Origin of the sequence: Kitasatospora griseola, assembly GCF_014648555.1 — a bacterium.
Classification (GTDB): domain Bacteria; phylum Actinomycetota; class Actinomycetes; order Streptomycetales; family Streptomycetaceae; genus Kitasatospora; species Kitasatospora griseola.
Genome location: NZ_BMRI01000017.1, coordinates 1 through 16,525 on the forward strand (window position 1 = coordinate 1; position 16,525 = coordinate 16,525).

Genomic DNA, 16,525 nt, shown 5'->3' on the forward strand with positions numbered 1-16,525 from the left:
CACAGCGCCGATGGTACTGCAGGGGGGACCCTGTGGGAGAGTAGGACGCCGCCGAACAATTCTTCAGAAGAAGCCCCCTGACGGGATGTCAGGGGGCTTCTTCGCTTTTCCGGACCGGAAATTTCCGGATACCCTTCGCCAATGCAGAACCTGACCTTGACCTGGCAAACCTCGGCCGCTGCCTCCGCGGCACTGTACGGGGCGGCGTTCGCCGCCGGGCGGGTTGCTGCGAGCCGGGCCGGCAGTGGGCAGCGGAGGGGGCGGGTCGCGGCGGACGTGCTGCGGGAGGCGGGGACGCTGCTGGCGCTGTTCGCGCTGTGGCAGGTGGTCGGGCACGTGTCGTTGATGGGGACGGACAACGCGTTGGACCGGGCGGCGTGGATCCACCGGACGGAGCTGGATCTGGGGTTGCCGGACGAGGCGTCCTGGCAGCAAGCCGTGGTGGGGCACCCGTGGCTGGTGCAGGCGGCGAACTACTACTACGCGACGATGCACTTCGGCGTGATGCTGGTCGTGCTGCTGTGGCTGTTCCTGCGGCACCGTGAGCGGTACGCGTGGGTGCGGACGACGGTGGTGGCGACCACGGCGGTGTGTCTGCTGGTCCAGTTCATTCCGGTGGCGCCGCCGCGGATGCTGCCGGGGAACGGGTTCGTGGATCTGGCGGCACAGTACGGGCAGTCGGTGTACGGCAACGCGGTCGCGGGGGTGGTGGCGGACCAGCTGTCGGCGATGCCCTCGGTGCACGTGGCGTGGTGCGTGATCACGGCGGTGGCGGTGATCGTCGTCGCACGCGGGCCGTGGCGGTGGCTGATGGTGCTGCATCCGCTGGTGACGGTGTGGGTGGTGGTGGTGACGGCCAACCACTTCTGGGCGGACGGGGTGGTGGCGCTGGCGATACTGCTGACGGTGTACCTGCTGCAGGCGGTGCTGACGGGGTGGCGTCGGCCGGAGCCTGGGGATGCCGCGGCAGCGCGTCCGGAGGAGCGGGAGCCCAGCGCCGTGCAGAGCTGAGGGCGGCGGGTTCCGGCGGGTTCCGGCGGGTTCAGCCGGGCTGGGCGGAGAGCAGGGCTTCGGCGAGGGCGGTGCGGTAGTAGCGGCCGGCGGCGCCGGAGCGGGCGTGGGAGACCAGGCGGGCGTCGAGCAGGACGGCGAGGTGGTCGCCGACGGCGGCGGGGCTGAGGCCGGTGAGGGTGGCGAGCTGGACGGTGTCGCGCGGGCGGTCCAGGCCGGCGAGCAGTTCGGCCCGGGCGCTGCCGAGCAGGCGGCCGAGGCTGGCGGGCGGGGTGCCCGGGGTGGGGACGGGCGCGGCGGAGATCGGGTAGATCACGGCGACGCGGGTGGTGTCCTGGGCGATCCAGCCGTGGCGGGCGCCGGTGGGGACGAAGAGCAGTTCGGCGTCCGCGGGCTCGTCGGGGACGGTGAGCTGGAGCCGGCCGGTGGACAGCCAGCGGTGCCGCGGGCCGAGCGCGGGGAGGGCGGCGGGCCAGCCGTGGTGGTCGGCGAGACGGCGGCGGGCGGTGGCGTCGGCGCGGAGGGTGCGCAGGCGGGCCGGCCACTCGGGGTGGACGACGTGCTGCCAGGTCCATTGGAGGAGTTCGGCGAGCGCGGGGGCCAGGTCGAGCCCGGTGAGGTCGAGTCCGTACGGGGCGGCGTCGGGGTCGGGCGGGGGCAGCCGGAACTCGGTGGGCCAGCGGGCGGCCGTACGGGCGCGCAGCCAGTCGTCGAGGTGGGGTGCGGTGGCGAGGTGCTGCTGGAGTGCGGGCCGGTGGGTGGCGAGCCAGGCGCGGCGCCAGGGTTCGGGCCGGATCTCGGTGAGGATGCCGAGGGTGGCGACGGTCTCGACCAGCGGCGAGAAGGCAAAACGGCATGCGACGAGCGCCTCCGTGCTGACCTGCCACTGACCCATGCGTCTCCTCCGATCGGAGACAGTAGCAATCGGCCGGTGGGACGGGAGGGGATTGCGGGATCACCCGCCATCCGACCGGGCGGTGTGGTGGCCGTAAGGTGACGGTGCGGCCGAAGCCAGTTGCGTTGGCTTCGGCCGCACCTGAATGTCGATCAGCCGAGGCGGCGGTGCAGGCCCCAGGTGGTGAGAGCGGTCAGGGCGGCGGTGAGGGCCAGGAAGATCGCGGTCTCGATCCACTGGAACGGCCAGTAGCGGTCGGCGGGTTGGTAGTCGATGGCGACGTGCAGGTTCGCGTGGGCGAGGCAGTCCTCGGACGGGACATCGTGGCTGTTGTTCGCGCACGGCTGGGTGCCGAAGGTGAGGACGCGTTCGGAGCTGTCGCGGATCGGCGAACTGTCGGAGAGCATCCACGCGTCGGGCACGGCGATGCCGGCGACGAAGGTGGCGGACGGCCCGTGGGAGCCGGTGAAGCCGAGCATCCTGGTGGACCTCAGGGTGGCGGCGTCCAGTGCGACCACGCTGTGCACGGGCTGTTCGAGGTGCGGGCGGACGGCGAGCGGGACGAGCACCTGGACGGCGGCGAAGACGGCCAGGGTGATGGCCATCGCGGCGACGGTGCGGCGCAGGAACAGGCCGAGGCAGGTGCCGAGGGCGACCGCGAACGCGGCGTAGCCGAGCGGGACGATGCCGCGGGAGGCGAACAGCAGCGGGGTGAAGCGGTCGTGGTTGAGGCGGTCCAGCGGGGAGGCGAACCAGGTCACCAGCAGGCTGAGCAGCCCGGTGACGGTCACTGCGGTGACGCCGACCAGCAGCAGTTTGACGGTCAGCCAGCGGCCGCGGCCGATGCCCTGGTTCCAGATCAGCCGGTAGGTGCCGGTCTCCAGTTCGCGGGCGATCAGCGGCGCGCCCCAGAACGCTCCGATCAGGGCGGGCACCAGCAGGACCAGGGCGCTGCCGGTCCAGTAGGGGAAGGCGTAGGCGTCGAGCAGCTGGCTGCCGTCGGCGCAGCCGCCGTCGGGGCAGCCGGCCGTCAGGTCGTGGTACTTGTCCCGCAGGTCCAGGCCGGAGATCAGCAGGTAGGCGGTGGCGGCGACGAGTACGGCCGCGGCCACCAGGAACTGGGCGCGGAACTGACGCCAGGTCAGCCAGGTCATCGCTGGGGCTCCAGGGCGGGTCGGGAGTCGGCGGAGGATTCGAGATGGGCGAGGACGAGGTCCTCCAGACCGATCGGGTCCATCACCCAGGACGGGTCGTCGACGGCGGCGTCGGCGCGGACCACGAAGGTGCTCTGGCGTTCGGTGTGCTCGGCGTGCACCACCCGCATGCCGGCCGGCAGGGTGTCGGCGTCGCGGCGGGCGGTGGTGAGCCGGAAGTGGGTGGCGAGCAGATCGTCGATCTCGCCGTCGGCCCGGACGCGGGAGTCGGCCAGCACGATCAGGTGGTCGCAGACCCGTTCCAGGTCGGAGACCAGGTGGGAGGAGAGCACCACGGTGGCCTGCGACTCGGATTCGGCGACGAACTCCATCAGGCTCTGCAGAAAGGCGCGTCGGGCCAGTGGGTCGAGGGCGGCCACCGGCTCGTCCAGCAGCAGCAGTTCGGGCCGTTTGGCGACGGCGAGGGTGAGGGCGAGCTGGGCGCGTTGGCCGCCGGAGAGGCGGCCGGCCCGCTGGGTGGGGTCGAGGCCGAGTTGCCGGATGCGGCGGTCGGCGAGTGCGGCGTCCCAGTGGGGGTTGAGGCGGGCGCCGAGGCGCAGGTGGTCGGCGACGGTCAGGGTGGCGTAGGTCGGGGTGTCCTGGGCGACGAAGCCGACCCGGGCGAGTTGGGCGCTGTCGGCGGCCGGGGGTCGGCCGAACACCTCGACGGCGCCGCTGGTGGGGGTGAGCAGGCCGCAGGCGAGCTGTAGCAGGGTGGACTTGCCGGCGCCGTTGGGGCCGACCAGCCCGACGACGCGTCCGGCGGGGACGGTCAGGGTGCAGTCGGCCAGCGCGGTGCGGCGGCCGTAGCGCTTGGTCAGCGCCCGGGTTTCGACGATCGCGGTCATCGCTCCTCTTCGACGGTGGTTCGGAAGGTCTGCTGGAAGAGGGCCTCGATGGACTCCTGGTCCAGTCCGGCGGCCCGCGCCGAGGCCAGCCAGCGGCGCAACTCCTGCCGCAGCGGCTCGTGTTCGGACGTGGCGGGGTCGCCGAGGGTGCCGGTGACGAAGGTGCCGACGCCGGGCTTGGGGGAGACCAGGCCCTCGTTCTCCAGCTGGCGGTAAGCCTTGAGCACGGTGTTGGGGTTGATCGCGACCTTCGCCGCGACGTCCTTGACCTTCGGCAGCCGGTCGCCCTGGTGCAGCAGGCCCAGTCGGAGGGCCTGCCGCACTTGGTGGACCAGTTGCAGGTAGGGGGCGACACCGGACCGGGGCTCGATGTGGAACTCGATCACCGCAACCTCATTTATCTAGCTTCCTAGCACTATAGAACTGACGATCCGACGGGCCGTCAAGTAAAGGATTGCGCAAGGGCGTTGACCAGCCAGAAGGCGAACGGGCGCAGACATGCCGAAGCCCGGGCGCCGTGGGGGTGGCGTCCGGGCCTCGGGGACTGCGGCGGTTACTTGACCGGGAGTGCCACCCGGCCCCAGCGTCCGCCGGTGAGGGTGGCGGTGGCCCAGTACCAGGCGGCCAGGCCGGCCAGGGCGGCGAACCAGCTGCCGACCTTGCCCCAGCCGCCGGAGCCGCTGAGGACGCCGACGGCGTTGAGCACCAGGGCGAGGGTCAGCAGGCCGTACACCGCGCGGGCGAGCAGGCCGGAGCCCCAGGCGGCGGCGGTCAGGGTGAGCGCAAGCAGCGCCCACAGCAGCAGGAACAGGCCCGCGGTGTGCCGGCCCGCCGGGCCGGCCGCCGCCCAGGTCGCCCAGAAGGCGCCGAGGGCGGTGAAAGCGGTGCCGCTGAAGCGGTCGCCGCCGCGGAACTGCCACAGGCCGGCGACGAACAGCGTCACCCCGCCGACCAGGTGGGCCAGCGTGGCGGCGCCGCCGGTGGTGGTGCCGCTGAGGACACCGGTGCCGAGCAGGCCGTACGCGAGGAGGGTGAGACCGAGGGCCAGGTAGCCGAGCGGACCCGCGTCAGCGGATCGGGCGTTCGCCCCGGAGGCGTCATTGCTCACCGGAGGCTCCTTTCACTCTGCGCCAGGGCATGGCGAGATCGCGGTGAAGGGTGAGGTGTGCGAGGTGGTGCCGGGTGCCGGGTCGTGGGCGCACCGAAGAAGGGTGCGGCGGCTGCGGCGAGATGAGAGAACCGGCGGCTCAGCCGCCGGTCGATGCCCTCCGGGGTGGAAGCCCCCGGCGCCTACGGTCTACCCGGCGCCCGGGACTTGTACCCTTGTGAACCGCCCTGAGCGAGCAAGCGTGAGCAAACCGTGACTAGTTGAGCCGCTGAGTCGGAATGCGCAGGGTCAGGATCGCCATGTCGTCGGACGGCGGCTCGGGTGCGAAGCGCTCCACCGCGCGGTGCACGCGGGCGGCGACGGCACCCGCGGTGAGGCCCGCGCAGCCGGTCAGCACCTCGATCAGGCCGTCGTCACCGAGCATCCGGCGGCCCTCCCGGCGTTCGGTGACGCCGTCCGTCACGCACAGCAGCACCTCGCCCGGGGCGAGCACCAACTCCTCGGCGGTCAGATCGAGTTCGTCCATCACGCCGAGCAGCGGCTGCGGCGAGGCGGCCTGGTCGACCTGCCCGTCGGTGCGCAGCCGCAGCGGCAGTGGGTGGCCGGCGCAGACCAGCGACAGCGCGGTCGAGCCGTCCTCGCGGGGCGTCAACTCGCCGTAGAGCAGGGTGAGGAAGCGGGCCCGGCTGCCCTCGTCGAGGATCGCCGCGTTCAGTCGGGTGAGGACCTGCGGGGCGCTCAGGCCCTCGCGGGCCAGCAGGCGCAGCGAGTTGCGGGCCAGGCCGGTGACCGAGGCGGCCTCGGGGCCGGTGCCGCAGACGTCGCCGATGGCGAAGCCGTAGGTGCCCTCGCGGATCGGGAACAGGTCGTAGAAGTCGCCGCCGACCTCGTTGCCCTCGCCGGCGGCCTGGTAGAACACCTCGACCTCGACGCCGGGGATCTTCGGCAGCTCCGGCGGCAGCAGGGCGCGTTGGAAGGCCTGCGAGGTGGCGGTGCGCTCCGAGTAGAGGCGGGAGTTGTCGAGCGCCAGGGCGGCCCGGCGGGACAGGTCCTCGCCGAGTTCCAGGATCTCCTGGCGGAACCGGACGCCGCGCCGGGTGCCGAGCACCAGCAGGCCGATCACCCGGTTGCGGGCGGACAGCGGCAGCACCACCGTCTCGCCGAGCAGGCCGGCCAGTTCGGGGCTGTCGGCCAGGCCCAGGGCGCGGGCGGTGTCGGCCGGCGCCGTCCACGGGCAGGCCCCGGGGCTGAACTCCGCCTCCGGGGCGGGGGACTTGTCGAGCAGGGCGCGCAGCGCGTCGATCCGGTCCTCGTCCTCGTGCAGCACGAAGGCGAGTTCGGCGCCCGCGGCGGCGTCCGCGGTGGTGTAGACGGCGCACCAGGACGCCAGGGTGGGGATCGCCATCTGCGCCATCAGGGCGAGCGTCTGCTCGTGCTCCAGGGTGCCCGCGAGCAGGTCGGAGGCCTCGACCAGGAAGGACAGCGAGCCGCGCCGCAGCCGCTCCAACTCGCCGAGCCGGGCGCTCTCCAGGGCCAGCGCGATCCGGTCGGCGGCGAACTGCAGGCGCAGCGCGTCCTCGTTGTCGTAGCGGCCTGGTGGGGCGGCGGCCACCCCGAGCGAGCCGGTCAGCCGGCCCTCGACCTTCAGCGGGACGGTGATCAGCGAGCGCAGGTCGGTACCGGCCAGCAGCGGCGCGGCGCCGGGCCGCACGGCCAGGTCCTCGTGGACGGCCGGGAGCCGGGCCGAGTCGAAGCGCCCGCCGCCGCCGTCGATGGGCAGCCGGGCGAAGCGGCGGGCCGGGCCGGCCAGGCCGGTGGCGGCGCGCAGTTCGAACTCGGTCTCGTCCTCACTGGTGAGCATCAGGTAGGCGGCGTCCGCGTCGAGCAGGTCGCGGGCGCGTTCGACGATCCGCTGCAGCAGGCTGGACAGGTCGTCGGGGGAGACCGGGCCGACCAGCAGGTCGAGCGGTTCGACGGCGGTGGTGACGGCCTCGGTGGACGCGGTGGCGGTGCCCGGGGTGCGCAGCACCGCCCGGTCGGACTCGCGCACCAGCAGGCACAGCACGATCGGCGCGCCCTCGCTGTCGCGCAGCCGGACGTGGGTGCCGTACACCTCGCGGGCGGAGCCGTCGCCGCCGCGCACCGTGTAGCTGCCCTCCCAGCGGGCCAGCCGCAGGGTGTCGCCGAGCCCGAGGCCGGGGGTCTGCGGCCAGACGGCGAGTTCCGCCCAGGGGCGGCCGAACACGGCGTCGGCGGGGCGGTGGAAGAGCGATTCGGCGTCGGCGTTCCAGTGCCGGATCCGGCCGTGGTCGTCGAGCTGGACGACGGCGACCCGCACCGGCCCGTTCGCGGCGGGCAGTTCGCCGCCGGGCAGGCTGGGCAGCGCGTACCGCGTGCCGGGCTGCTGCTCGGGCAGGGTGAGGCGGAACCACACGGTCTTCCGGCCGGCCGCGTACTCGACGCCCCAGCTGCTGGACAGCGCCGAGCACATCAGCAGGCCGCGGCCGCCCTCGCCGTCAGGGTCGGCGTACCGGTCCGAGTTGAGCGTCACATTGGCGAAGGAGTCCTGGCCGCGCTCCGGGTGCCGGTCGCTGACCTCGATCCGGACGGTCTCCTCCTCGCGCAGGCAGGCCACCTCGGCGGCCGTCCCGGCGTGCACCACGGCGTTCGTGACGAGTTCGCTGACCAGCACCACGGCGTCGTCCACCACCTCGGGCAGGTCCCACCCGAGCAGGGCGTCCCGGACGAAGCCGCGGGCCGCGGCGGCCGACCGGTCGACCGGTTCGAAGGTGGCGGCTGCGCGCGCGGTGACCACGGCCACGTCTCCTCTGCTGCTGGTACGGCGGGTGGATGAGGTCCTGCGGCGGGCCGGGGCGGAGGTCGCCTCGGCACGGTGCGGCCCTCCACCCTACTTTCCGGTTGGTACCCCGCGGGGGCGGGGCGCTGAAACAAGCCCCTGGGGGTGATTTCCTTCACCACTTTCCCCGGTCGTTCCCCTGGTCGCCCGGGAAAACCCCCCGCAACCGGTCCGACACCGGGTGCCAGTGCTGTCACACTGGGGGGTCCGTGTGCCGTCGCCCACCGCAGTACGGTCGAGGGGACGGCGGGGAATCGACGGGCCGTTCGCCGGCCCTTCCGCCGCGGTGACAGTGAGGACCTGGGAGGGCCCCGTTGAGTTCGGCGACCAAGGACGTGTCCGGTACCACGACGGCCGCTGCGCGCGGCACGCGGTCGGCGCCCCCCTCGCGGGCCGGCGGCCGGCGCCAGGGCCCCGGGCGCGGCGCGGAGCCCGCGGAGCTGCGCAAGCTGCTGGCCGCGCTCACCGCGATGCGCGACGGCAACTTCCGCCGCCGGCTGACCTTTCCCGGCGACGGCCTGCTGGCCGAGATCGCCGCGGTGTTCAACGAGGTCGCCGAGCGCAACCAGCACCTGACCGGTGAACTGGCCCGGGTGCGGCGCGCGGTGGGCCGCGAGGGCCGGCTGTCGGAGCGGCTGGAGACCGGCGTCGGCGAAGGCGCCTGGATGGCGGCCGTCGACAACTGCAACGCGCTGATCGACGACCTGGCCCGGCCGATGGCCGAGGTCGGCCGGGTGCTGTCGTCGATCGCCGAGGGCGACCTGACGCAGACCATGGAGCTGCGCTCGGTGCACACCACCGGCGCGAGCTACCCGCTGCGCGGCGAGTTCCTGAAGGTCGGCCGGACCGTGAACGGACTGGTCGACCAGCTCAGCGAGTTCACCGAGCAGGTGACCCGGGTGGCGATCGAGGTCGGCACCGAGGGCAAGCTCGGCGGGCAGGCCCGGGTGCGCAGCGTCTCCGGCTCCTGGAAGGACCTCGCCGACTCCGTCAACACCATGGCCGGTCGGCTGACCGCGCAGGTCCGCAACATCGCCGAGGTGACCACCGCGGTGGCCCGCGGCGACCTGTCGCGCAAGGTCACCGTCGACGTCGACGGCGAGATGCTGGAGCTGAAGAACACCGTCAACACCATGGTGGACCAGCTCAACTCCTTCGCCGCGCAGGTCACCACGGTGGCCCGCGACGTGGGCACCGAGGGTCGGCTGGGCGGTCAGGCGCAGGTGTCGGGGGTCGCCGGCGTGTGGCGGGACCTGACCGACTCGGTGAACTTCATGGCCGCCAACCTGACCGCGCAGGTCCGCAACATCGCGGAAGTGACCACCGCGGTCGCCAAGGGCGACCTGTCGCGAAAGATCGAGGTCGACGCGCGCGGCGAGATCCTCGAACTCAAGAACACCATCAACACCATGGTCGACCAGCTGTCCGGCTTCGCCGAGCAGGTGACCAGGGTGGCGCGGGCGGTCGGCACCGAGGGCATCCTCGGCGGGCAGGCGCAGGTGCCGGGCGTGGCCGGCGTCTGGAAGGACCTGACCGAGAACGTCAACTCGATGGCGAACAACCTCACCTCGCAGGTCCGCGGCATCGCGCAGGTGACCACCGCGGTCGCCAAGGGCGACCTGTCGCAGAAGATCCAGGTGGACGCCCGCGGCGAGATCCTCGAACTCAAGAACACCATCAACACCATGGTCGACCAGCTCTCGGCGTTCGCCGACGAGGTCACCCGGGTCGCCCGGGACGTCGGCACCGAGGGCATCCTCGGCGGCCAGGCCAGCGTGCCCGGGGTCTCCGGCACCTGGAAGGACCTCACCAACTCGGTGAACCTGATGGCCAACAACCTGACCAGCCAGGTGCGTTCGATCGCCGAGGTGACCACCGCGGTGGCCCGCGGCGACGTCTCCAAGAAGATCACCGTCGACGCCAAGGGCGAGATCCGCGAGCTCGTCACCACCGTCAACACCATGGTCGAGCAGCTGTCCGCGTTCGCCGACGAAGTCACCCGCGTCGCGCGCGAGGTCGGCACCGACGGCATGCTGGGCGGCCAGGCCCGGGTCTCCGGCGTGTCCGGCATCTGGCGCGACCTGACCGACAACGTCAACCTGATGGCGTCCAACCTCACCTCCCAGGTGCGAAACATCGCCGAGGTGGCGTCCGCGGTGGCCCGCGGCGACCTGTCCAAGAAGATCGCCGTCGACGCGGCCGGCGAGGTCGCGGCGCTCGCCGACACCCTGAACACCATGGTCGACCAGCTCTCGGCGTTCGCCTTCGAGGTGACCCGCGTCGCCCGCGAGGTGGGCACCGACGGCATGCTGGGCGGCCAGGCCGGGGTGCCGGGCGTGGCCGGCATCTGGAAGGACCTGACCGAGAACGTCAACCTGATGGCCAACAACCTCACCGGCCAGGTCCGCAACATCGCGCTCGTCATCACCGCGGTGGCCCGCGGCGACCTCTCGCAGAAGATCGACGTGGACGCCCGGGGCGAGATCCTGGAGCTCAAGACCAGCATCAACACCATGGTCGACCAGCTCTCCGCGTTCGCCGACGAGGTCACCCGAGTCGCCCGCGAGGTCGGCACCGACGGCCGGCTCGGCGGCCAGGCCCGCGTCCCCGGCGTGGCCGGCACCTGGCAGGACCTCACCGAGTCGGTGAACGAACTCGCCAACAACCTGACCCGGCAGGTGCGCGCGATCGCCCAGGTCGCCACCGCCGTCACCAGGGGCGATCTGTCGCTGCGGATCAACGTGGACGCGTCCGGCGAGCTCGACGAGCTCAAGGACAACATCAACCAGATGATCGCCAACCTGCGCGAGACCACCCGGACCAACAAGGAACAGGACTGGCTGAAGTCCAACCTGGCCCGGATGTCCGGCCTGCTGCAGGGCCGCCGCGATCTGTCCGCCGTCGCCTCGCTGATCATGAGCGAGCTCACCCCGGTGGTCTCCGCCCAGCACGGCGCGTTCTTCCTCGCCCAGCCCGCCGGCCGCACCGCCGAACTCGTCACCGAGGACGACGACGAGAACGACATCGTGCTGCGCCTGATCGGCTCCTACGGCTACCACCGGCGCACCATGCCCACCACCTTCCGGCTCGGCGAGGGCCTGATCGGGCAGGCCGCGGTGGAGAAGCGGCCGATCGTGCTGAAGGAGACCCCGCCCGGGTACCTGAAGATCTCCTCCGGCCTCGGCGAGTCCTCCCCGGCGCACGTGGTGGTGATGCCGGTGCTGTTCGAGGACCGGCTGCTCGGCGTCATCGAACTCGCCACCTTCTCCAGCTTCACCGCCGTCGCGCTGGACTTCCTGAACCAGATCGCCGACCAGATCGGCGTCACCGTCAACACCATCTCGGTCAACACCAAGACCGAGGGCCTGCTGCTGGAATCCCAGCGGCTGACCGCCGAACTGTCGATGCGCTCCGCCGAACTGGAGGCCCGGCAGGAGGAACTGGAGCGCACCAACGAGGAGTTGCAGGAGAAGGCCGAGCAACTCGCCCAGCAGAACCGCGACATCGAGATCAAGAACGGCGAGATCGAGGAGGCCCGGCAGATCCTGGAGGAGCGCGCCGAACAGCTCGCGCTGGCCTCCCGCTACAAGAGCGAGTTCCTCGCCAACATGTCGCACGAGCTGCGCACCCCGCTCAACTCGCTGCTGATCCTGGCCAAGCTGCTCTCCGACAACAACGAGGGCAACCTGTCCGCCAAGCAGGTCGAGTTCGCCGAGACCATCCACGGCGCGGGCAGCGACCTGCTCCAGCTGATCAACGACATCCTCGACCTGTCCAAGGTCGAGGCCGGCAAGATGGACGTCCGCCCGGCCCGGATCGCCCTGGTCCAGCTGGTCGACTACGTGGAGGCCGCGTTCCGGCCGCTCACCGCCGAGAAGAACCTGGACTTCGCGGTCCGGGTCTCCCCGGACCTGCCGATCACCCTGCACACCGACGAGCAGCGCCTCCAGCAGGTGCTGCGCAACCTGCTGTCCAACGCGGTGAAGTTCACCGACGCCGGCGCGGTCGAGCTGATGATCCGCCCGGTGTCCGGCCCGGACACCCCCCAGCACGTGCGCGAGCAACTGCTGGAGACCGGCACCATCGGCGACCCCGACGAGCAGCTGATCGCCTTCTCGGTCTCCGACACCGGCATCGGCATCCCCGGCAACAAGCTGCGGGAGATCTTCGAGGCCTTCAAACAGGCCGACGGGGGCACCAGCCGCAAGTACGGGGGCACCGGCCTCGGCCTGTCCATCAGCCGGGAGATCGCCCGGCTGCTGGGCGGCGAGATCCACGTGGCCAGCGAACTCGGCGGCGGCTCCACCTTCACCCTCTACCTGCCGCTGCGCAGCGAGGGCCCGGAGCCGGTGGCCCTGGAGCGCGGCGCCGCGCCGCGCGCCCTGGAGCCCTCCCGCACGCCCGCCGAGCAGTGGACCCAGGAGGCCCGCGGGCTGGTCGAGGAGCGCCGCCGGTCCACCCTGGAGCGCCGCCGCGCCGCCCGCCCCGAGGAAGCCCCGCGCCCGGCCGAGGAGACCATCCCGCGCCAGGGCGAGCCGGTCCGCACCAACACCGGCGCCCCGGTCCGCTTCGACGGCGAGCGGGTGCTGATCGTCGACGACGACATCCGCAACGTGTTCGCCCTCACCAGCGTGCTGGAGCAGTACGGCCTGACCGTGCTGTACGCCGAGAACGGCCGGGAGGGCATCGAGATGCTCGAACAGCACGAGGACGTCGCCCTGGTGCTGATGGACATCATGATGCCGGAGCTGGACGGCTACGCGACCACCGAGCAGATCCGCCGGATGCCCCGGTTCGCCGGGCTGCCGATCATCGCGCTGACCGCCAAGGCGATGAAGGGCGACAAGGAGAAGAGCCTGCAGGCCGGTGCCACGGACCACATCACCAAACCCGTGGAGACCGACCACCTGCTGGCGGTGATGCGCCAGCACCTGCCCGTCAGGTAACCGCCGCCCGACGGGGCCGCCCGCGCTGGCGGCCCCGGCCGGGAACCCGGTAAGGTCACCCGTCGTTGCCAACAGTGACCGGACGGTGACGCCCGGCACCGGGCCTGTGGCGGGCAAGGGGGTACGGCTAGCATGACCGGGGCAGTGATGGGCGGCACGAAGGTGCCCGCTCTGGGGAAACAACCGGCAGGAGGGCGGGTCCTGGTGCAGAAGGCGAAGATCCTCCTGGTCGACGACCGTCCGGAGAACCTGCTCGCCCTGGAGGCGATCCTCTCCGCGCTCGACCAGACACTGGTGCGCGCCTCCTCCGGCGAGGAGGCGCTCAAGGCACTTCTCACCGACGATTTCGCGGTCATCCTGCTGGACGTCCAGATGCCGGGCATGGACGGCTTCGAGACCGCCGCGCACATCAAGCGTCGCGAGCGGACCAGGGATATCCCGATCATCTTCCTGACCGCGATCAACCACGGTCCGCACCACACCTTCCGCGGCTACGCGGCCGGTGCGGTCGACTACATCTCGAAGCCCTTCGACCCGTGGGTGCTGCGCGCCAAGGTCTCCGTCTTCGTCGACCTCTACCAGAAGAACACCCAGCTCAAGGAGCAGGCCGCGCTGCTGCGCCTGCAACTGGAGACGGACGAGGAACCGGCCATCGGCGGGGCGCTGCTCGGCGAACTGTCGGCCCGGCTGGCCGCCGTCGAGGAACAGGCCGAGGCGCTCACCAAGCAGCTCGACGCCACCGCCGACAGCGCCGGAGCCGCCGCGACCGCCGCCCACCTGGAGCGCAAACTGGTCGGCCTGCGCCGGGCCCTGGACGCACTGCGCCCCGGCGCGAACTGAGCGGCCGTCAGCGTCACTCGTCCGGGTGGTTCACGGGCCGCTGACGGCGCGTCGACGGCGCAACCCGCCGAAGTGCTCCCGCGCATGTCCGGGGCCGGGTCGCGCCGGTAGGCTGCCCTCCATGGCCACACGAACGCCCGGAAGCGCCGCCGCACGCACCAGCAAGCCCGGGCCGGCCAAGAAGACACCGGCGAAGAAGGCCGCCGCGGCCAAACCGGCCGCCAAGAAGGCCCCGGCGAAGAAGTCCCCGGCCAAGAAGGCGGCCGCGGCACCCGTGCCGCCGCCCCGGCCGATACTCTTCCGGGCCGTCCGCCGGATCTGGCTGGGCCTGGCCAACGCCATCGGCGCGGTCTTCCGCAGCTACGGGCACGGCGCCCGCAACCTGCACCCGGAGCACCGCAGGGACGGCGTGGCGCTGCTGCTGCTGGCGCTCACCCTGGTGACCGCCGCCGGCACCTGGTTCACCCCGCAGGGCTGGTTCGGCGAGGCCGCCACCGCCGTGGTCTCCGGCCTGTTCGGCCGCCTCGACGTGCTGGTGCCTTTCCTGCTGGGCGCCATGACGCTGCGGCTGATGCGCCACCCCGACATGCCCGAGGCCAACGGCCGGATAGTGATCGGCCTCACCGCGCTGGTGGTCGCCGTGCTCGGCCTGGTCCACATCGGCTGCGGCGCGCCCGCCATGGGCTCCGGCGCCACCCGGATCCGGCAGGCCGGCGGCCTGATCGGCTGGGCCGGATCCACCCCGATGATGGCCGCCGCCGGCCCGCTGCTGGCCGTTCCGCTGCTGCTGCTGCTCGCCGTCTTCGGCCTGCTGGTGGTCACCGCCACCCCCATCAACCGCATCCCGCAGCGCCTGCGCCTGCTGGGCGTCCGCCTGGGCGTCGCCGAACCGCTGCCCGGCGAGTTCGAGGACGCCGGGCCGGGCGCCGACGACCGGGAGTACTCCACCGCCCCGCCGGAGGACGCCGACCCGGACGCGCTGCCGATCACCATCGAGGACGACGACGCCCGCCCCAGGCGCCGCCGCCGCAAGCAGGCCGAGTCGGACGCGGCGGAGTCCGCGCCGGTCTCCTTCGAGAAGGACCCGTACCAGACCCGCGACCTGGCCGCCGGCGTCGCCGCCGACCTCGTGGACGGCGCACTGCTGTTCGGGGTGGCCGGCTCGCCGACGGTGGCCGGCGTGGTCGGGCAGGTCAAGGACGCTGAGCCGTATTCAACAACGGGTGCGCCACCCGAGGAGCCCTGGCCGTCCGAGGCGCCCGCCGCCCGGGCCCCCGACGGCCACGGCGAGGCCCCGGCCCGGATGGAACAGCTCCAGCTGTCCAGCGGTGCCGGCTACGCCCTGCCGTCGCTGGACCTGCTGGAGCGCGGCGCGCCCGCCAAGGCCCACACGCAGGTCAACGACGACATCCGCGCCCAGCTCACCGGCGTGTTCGCCGAGTTCAAGGTGGACGCCAAGGTCACCGGCTTCAGCCGCGGCCCGACGGTCACCCGCTACGAGGTCGAGCTCGGCCCCGCCGTCAAGGTCGAGCGGATCACCGCGCTGGCGAAGAACATCGCCTACGCGGTGGCCACCCCCGACGTGCGGATCATCTCGCCGATCCCCGGCAAGTCCGCGGTCGGCGTGGAGATCCCCAACCGGGACCGCGAGATGGTCACCCTCGGCGACCTGCTGCGCTCGCGCAGCGCCGCCGAGGACACCCACCCGATGGTGGTCGGCATGGGCAAGGACGTCGAGGGCCACACCGTGATGGCCAACCTGGCGAAGATGCCGCACGTGCTGGTGGCCGGCGCCACCGGCGCGGGCAAGTCGTCCTGCATCAACTGCCTGATCACCTCGGTGCTGGTGCGCGCCACCCCCGACGAGGTCCGGATGGTGCTGGTCGACCCCAAGCGGGTCGAGCTGACCGCCTACGAGGGCATCCCGCACCTGATCACGCCGATCATCACCAACCCGAAGAAGGCCGCCGAGGCCCTCCAGTGGGTGGTGCGCGAGATGGACATGCGCTACGACGACCTGGCGGCCTACGGCTTCCGACACGTCGACGACTTCAACGCTGCGGTGCGGGCCGGCACCGTGCAGCCGCCGCTGGGCAGCGAACGCGAGCTGACGCCCTACCCGTACCTGCTGGTGATCGTCGACGAGCTGGCCGACCTGATGATGGTCGCCCCGCGCGACGTCGAGGACTCGGTGGTCCGGATCACCCAGCTGGCCCGCGCCGCCGGAATCCACCTGGTGCTGGCCACCCAGCGCCCCTCGGTGGACGTGGTCACCGGCCTGATCAAGGCCAACGTGCCGTCCCGGCTGGCCTTCGCCACCTCGGCGATGGCCGACTCCCGGGTCATCCTCGACCAGCCCGGTGCGGAGAAGCTGATCGGCAAGGGCGACGCGCTGTTCCTGCCGATGGGCGCCTCCAAGCCGGTCCGCATGCAGGGCGCGTTCGTCACCGAGGCGGAGATCGCCAAGATCGTCCAGCACTGCAAGGACCAGCTGGCGGCCCGCTACCGGGACGACGTGGTGGTCGGGTCCGGCCCGAAGAAGGAGATCGACGAGGAGATCGGCGACGACCTCGACCTGCTGGTGCAGGCCGTCGAACTGGTCGTCACCACCCAGTTCGGCTCCACCTCGATGCTCCAGCGCAAACTCCGGGTCGGCTTCGCCAAGGCCGGCCGACTGATGGACCTGATGGAGTCGCGCGGCATCGTCGGCCCCAGCGAGGGCTCCAAGGCCCGCGACGTGCTGGTCAAACCGGACGAACTGGACGGCGTGCTGATCACCCTGCGGGGGTGAGCGACGGGTGGTCCCGATGGCCGGAAAGCGAGGTGA

Annotated in this window: 10 protein-coding genes; 4 read left to right on the forward strand and 6 right to left on the reverse strand. The window is 72.2% G+C overall.

What is annotated here, in order from left to right; genetic code table 11:
* Window positions 1–141 precede the first annotated feature (141 nt).
* On the forward strand, window positions 142–1,011 hold the full coding sequence (locus IEZ12_RS21590) for a phosphatase PAP2 family protein (protein WP_189273769.1): 870 nt from the start codon (window positions 142–144) through the stop codon (window positions 1,009–1,011).
* 31 nt (window positions 1,012–1,042) lie between these two features.
* Here the strand turns inward: IEZ12_RS21590 and IEZ12_RS21595 are convergent, their stop codons facing one another.
* The 6 genes from IEZ12_RS21595 to IEZ12_RS21620 all read right to left on the reverse strand — a co-directional run bounded on the left by IEZ12_RS21595 (window position 1,043) and on the right by IEZ12_RS21620 (window position 7,870).
* Window positions 1,043–1,906 (reverse strand): ArsR family transcriptional regulator, encoded by an 864-nt coding sequence (locus tag IEZ12_RS21595; protein WP_189273771.1) that lies wholly within the window; start codon window positions 1,904–1,906, stop codon window positions 1,043–1,045.
* Between the two features lie 152 nt (window positions 1,907–2,058).
* Complete coding sequence (locus IEZ12_RS21600; protein WP_189273773.1) at window positions 2,059–3,060, reverse strand: ABC-2 membrane transporter-related protein; 1,002 nt, start codon at window positions 3,058–3,060, stop codon at window positions 2,059–2,061.
* Complete coding sequence (locus tag IEZ12_RS21605; protein ID WP_189273775.1) at window positions 3,057–3,947, reverse strand: ABC transporter ATP-binding protein; 891 nt, start codon at window positions 3,945–3,947, stop codon at window positions 3,057–3,059. The genes IEZ12_RS21600 and IEZ12_RS21605 overlap by 4 nt, the downstream gene beginning before the upstream one ends.
* Entirely contained in the window at window positions 3,944–4,333 is a 390-nt protein-coding gene (locus tag IEZ12_RS21610; protein WP_043909742.1) for a GntR family transcriptional regulator, read from the reverse strand. The genes IEZ12_RS21605 and IEZ12_RS21610 overlap by 4 nt, the downstream gene beginning before the upstream one ends.
* A 167-nt stretch (window positions 4,334–4,500) precedes the next feature.
* Entirely contained in the window at window positions 4,501–5,055 is a 555-nt protein-coding gene (locus IEZ12_RS21615; protein WP_189273777.1) for a GPR1/FUN34/YaaH family transporter, read from the reverse strand.
* Window positions 5,056–5,311: 256 nt separating this feature from the next.
* Window positions 5,312–7,870, reverse strand: coding sequence for a SpoIIE family protein phosphatase (locus tag IEZ12_RS21620; RefSeq protein WP_189273779.1), 2,559 nt, complete (start codon window positions 7,868–7,870; stop codon window positions 5,312–5,314).
* Between the two features lie 512 nt (window positions 7,871–8,382).
* Here IEZ12_RS21620 and IEZ12_RS21625 point away from each other — a divergent pair.
* The 3 genes from IEZ12_RS21625 to IEZ12_RS21635 all read left to right on the forward strand — a co-directional run bounded on the left by IEZ12_RS21625 (window position 8,383) and on the right by IEZ12_RS21635 (window position 16,489).
* Complete coding sequence (locus IEZ12_RS21625; RefSeq protein WP_043912220.1) at window positions 8,383–12,858, forward strand: HAMP domain-containing hybrid sensor histidine kinase/response regulator; 4,476 nt, start codon at window positions 8,383–8,385, stop codon at window positions 12,856–12,858.
* A gap of 201 nt (window positions 12,859–13,059) precedes the next feature.
* Complete coding sequence (locus tag IEZ12_RS21630; RefSeq protein WP_043912221.1) at window positions 13,060–13,698, forward strand: response regulator; 639 nt, start codon at window positions 13,060–13,062, stop codon at window positions 13,696–13,698.
* Between the two features lie 121 nt (window positions 13,699–13,819).
* A complete protein-coding gene (locus IEZ12_RS21635) occupies window positions 13,820–16,489 on the forward strand; it encodes a DNA translocase FtsK (protein WP_189273781.1) in 2,670 nt (889 codons plus the stop codon).
* Window positions 16,490–16,525: the final 36 nt, after the last annotated feature.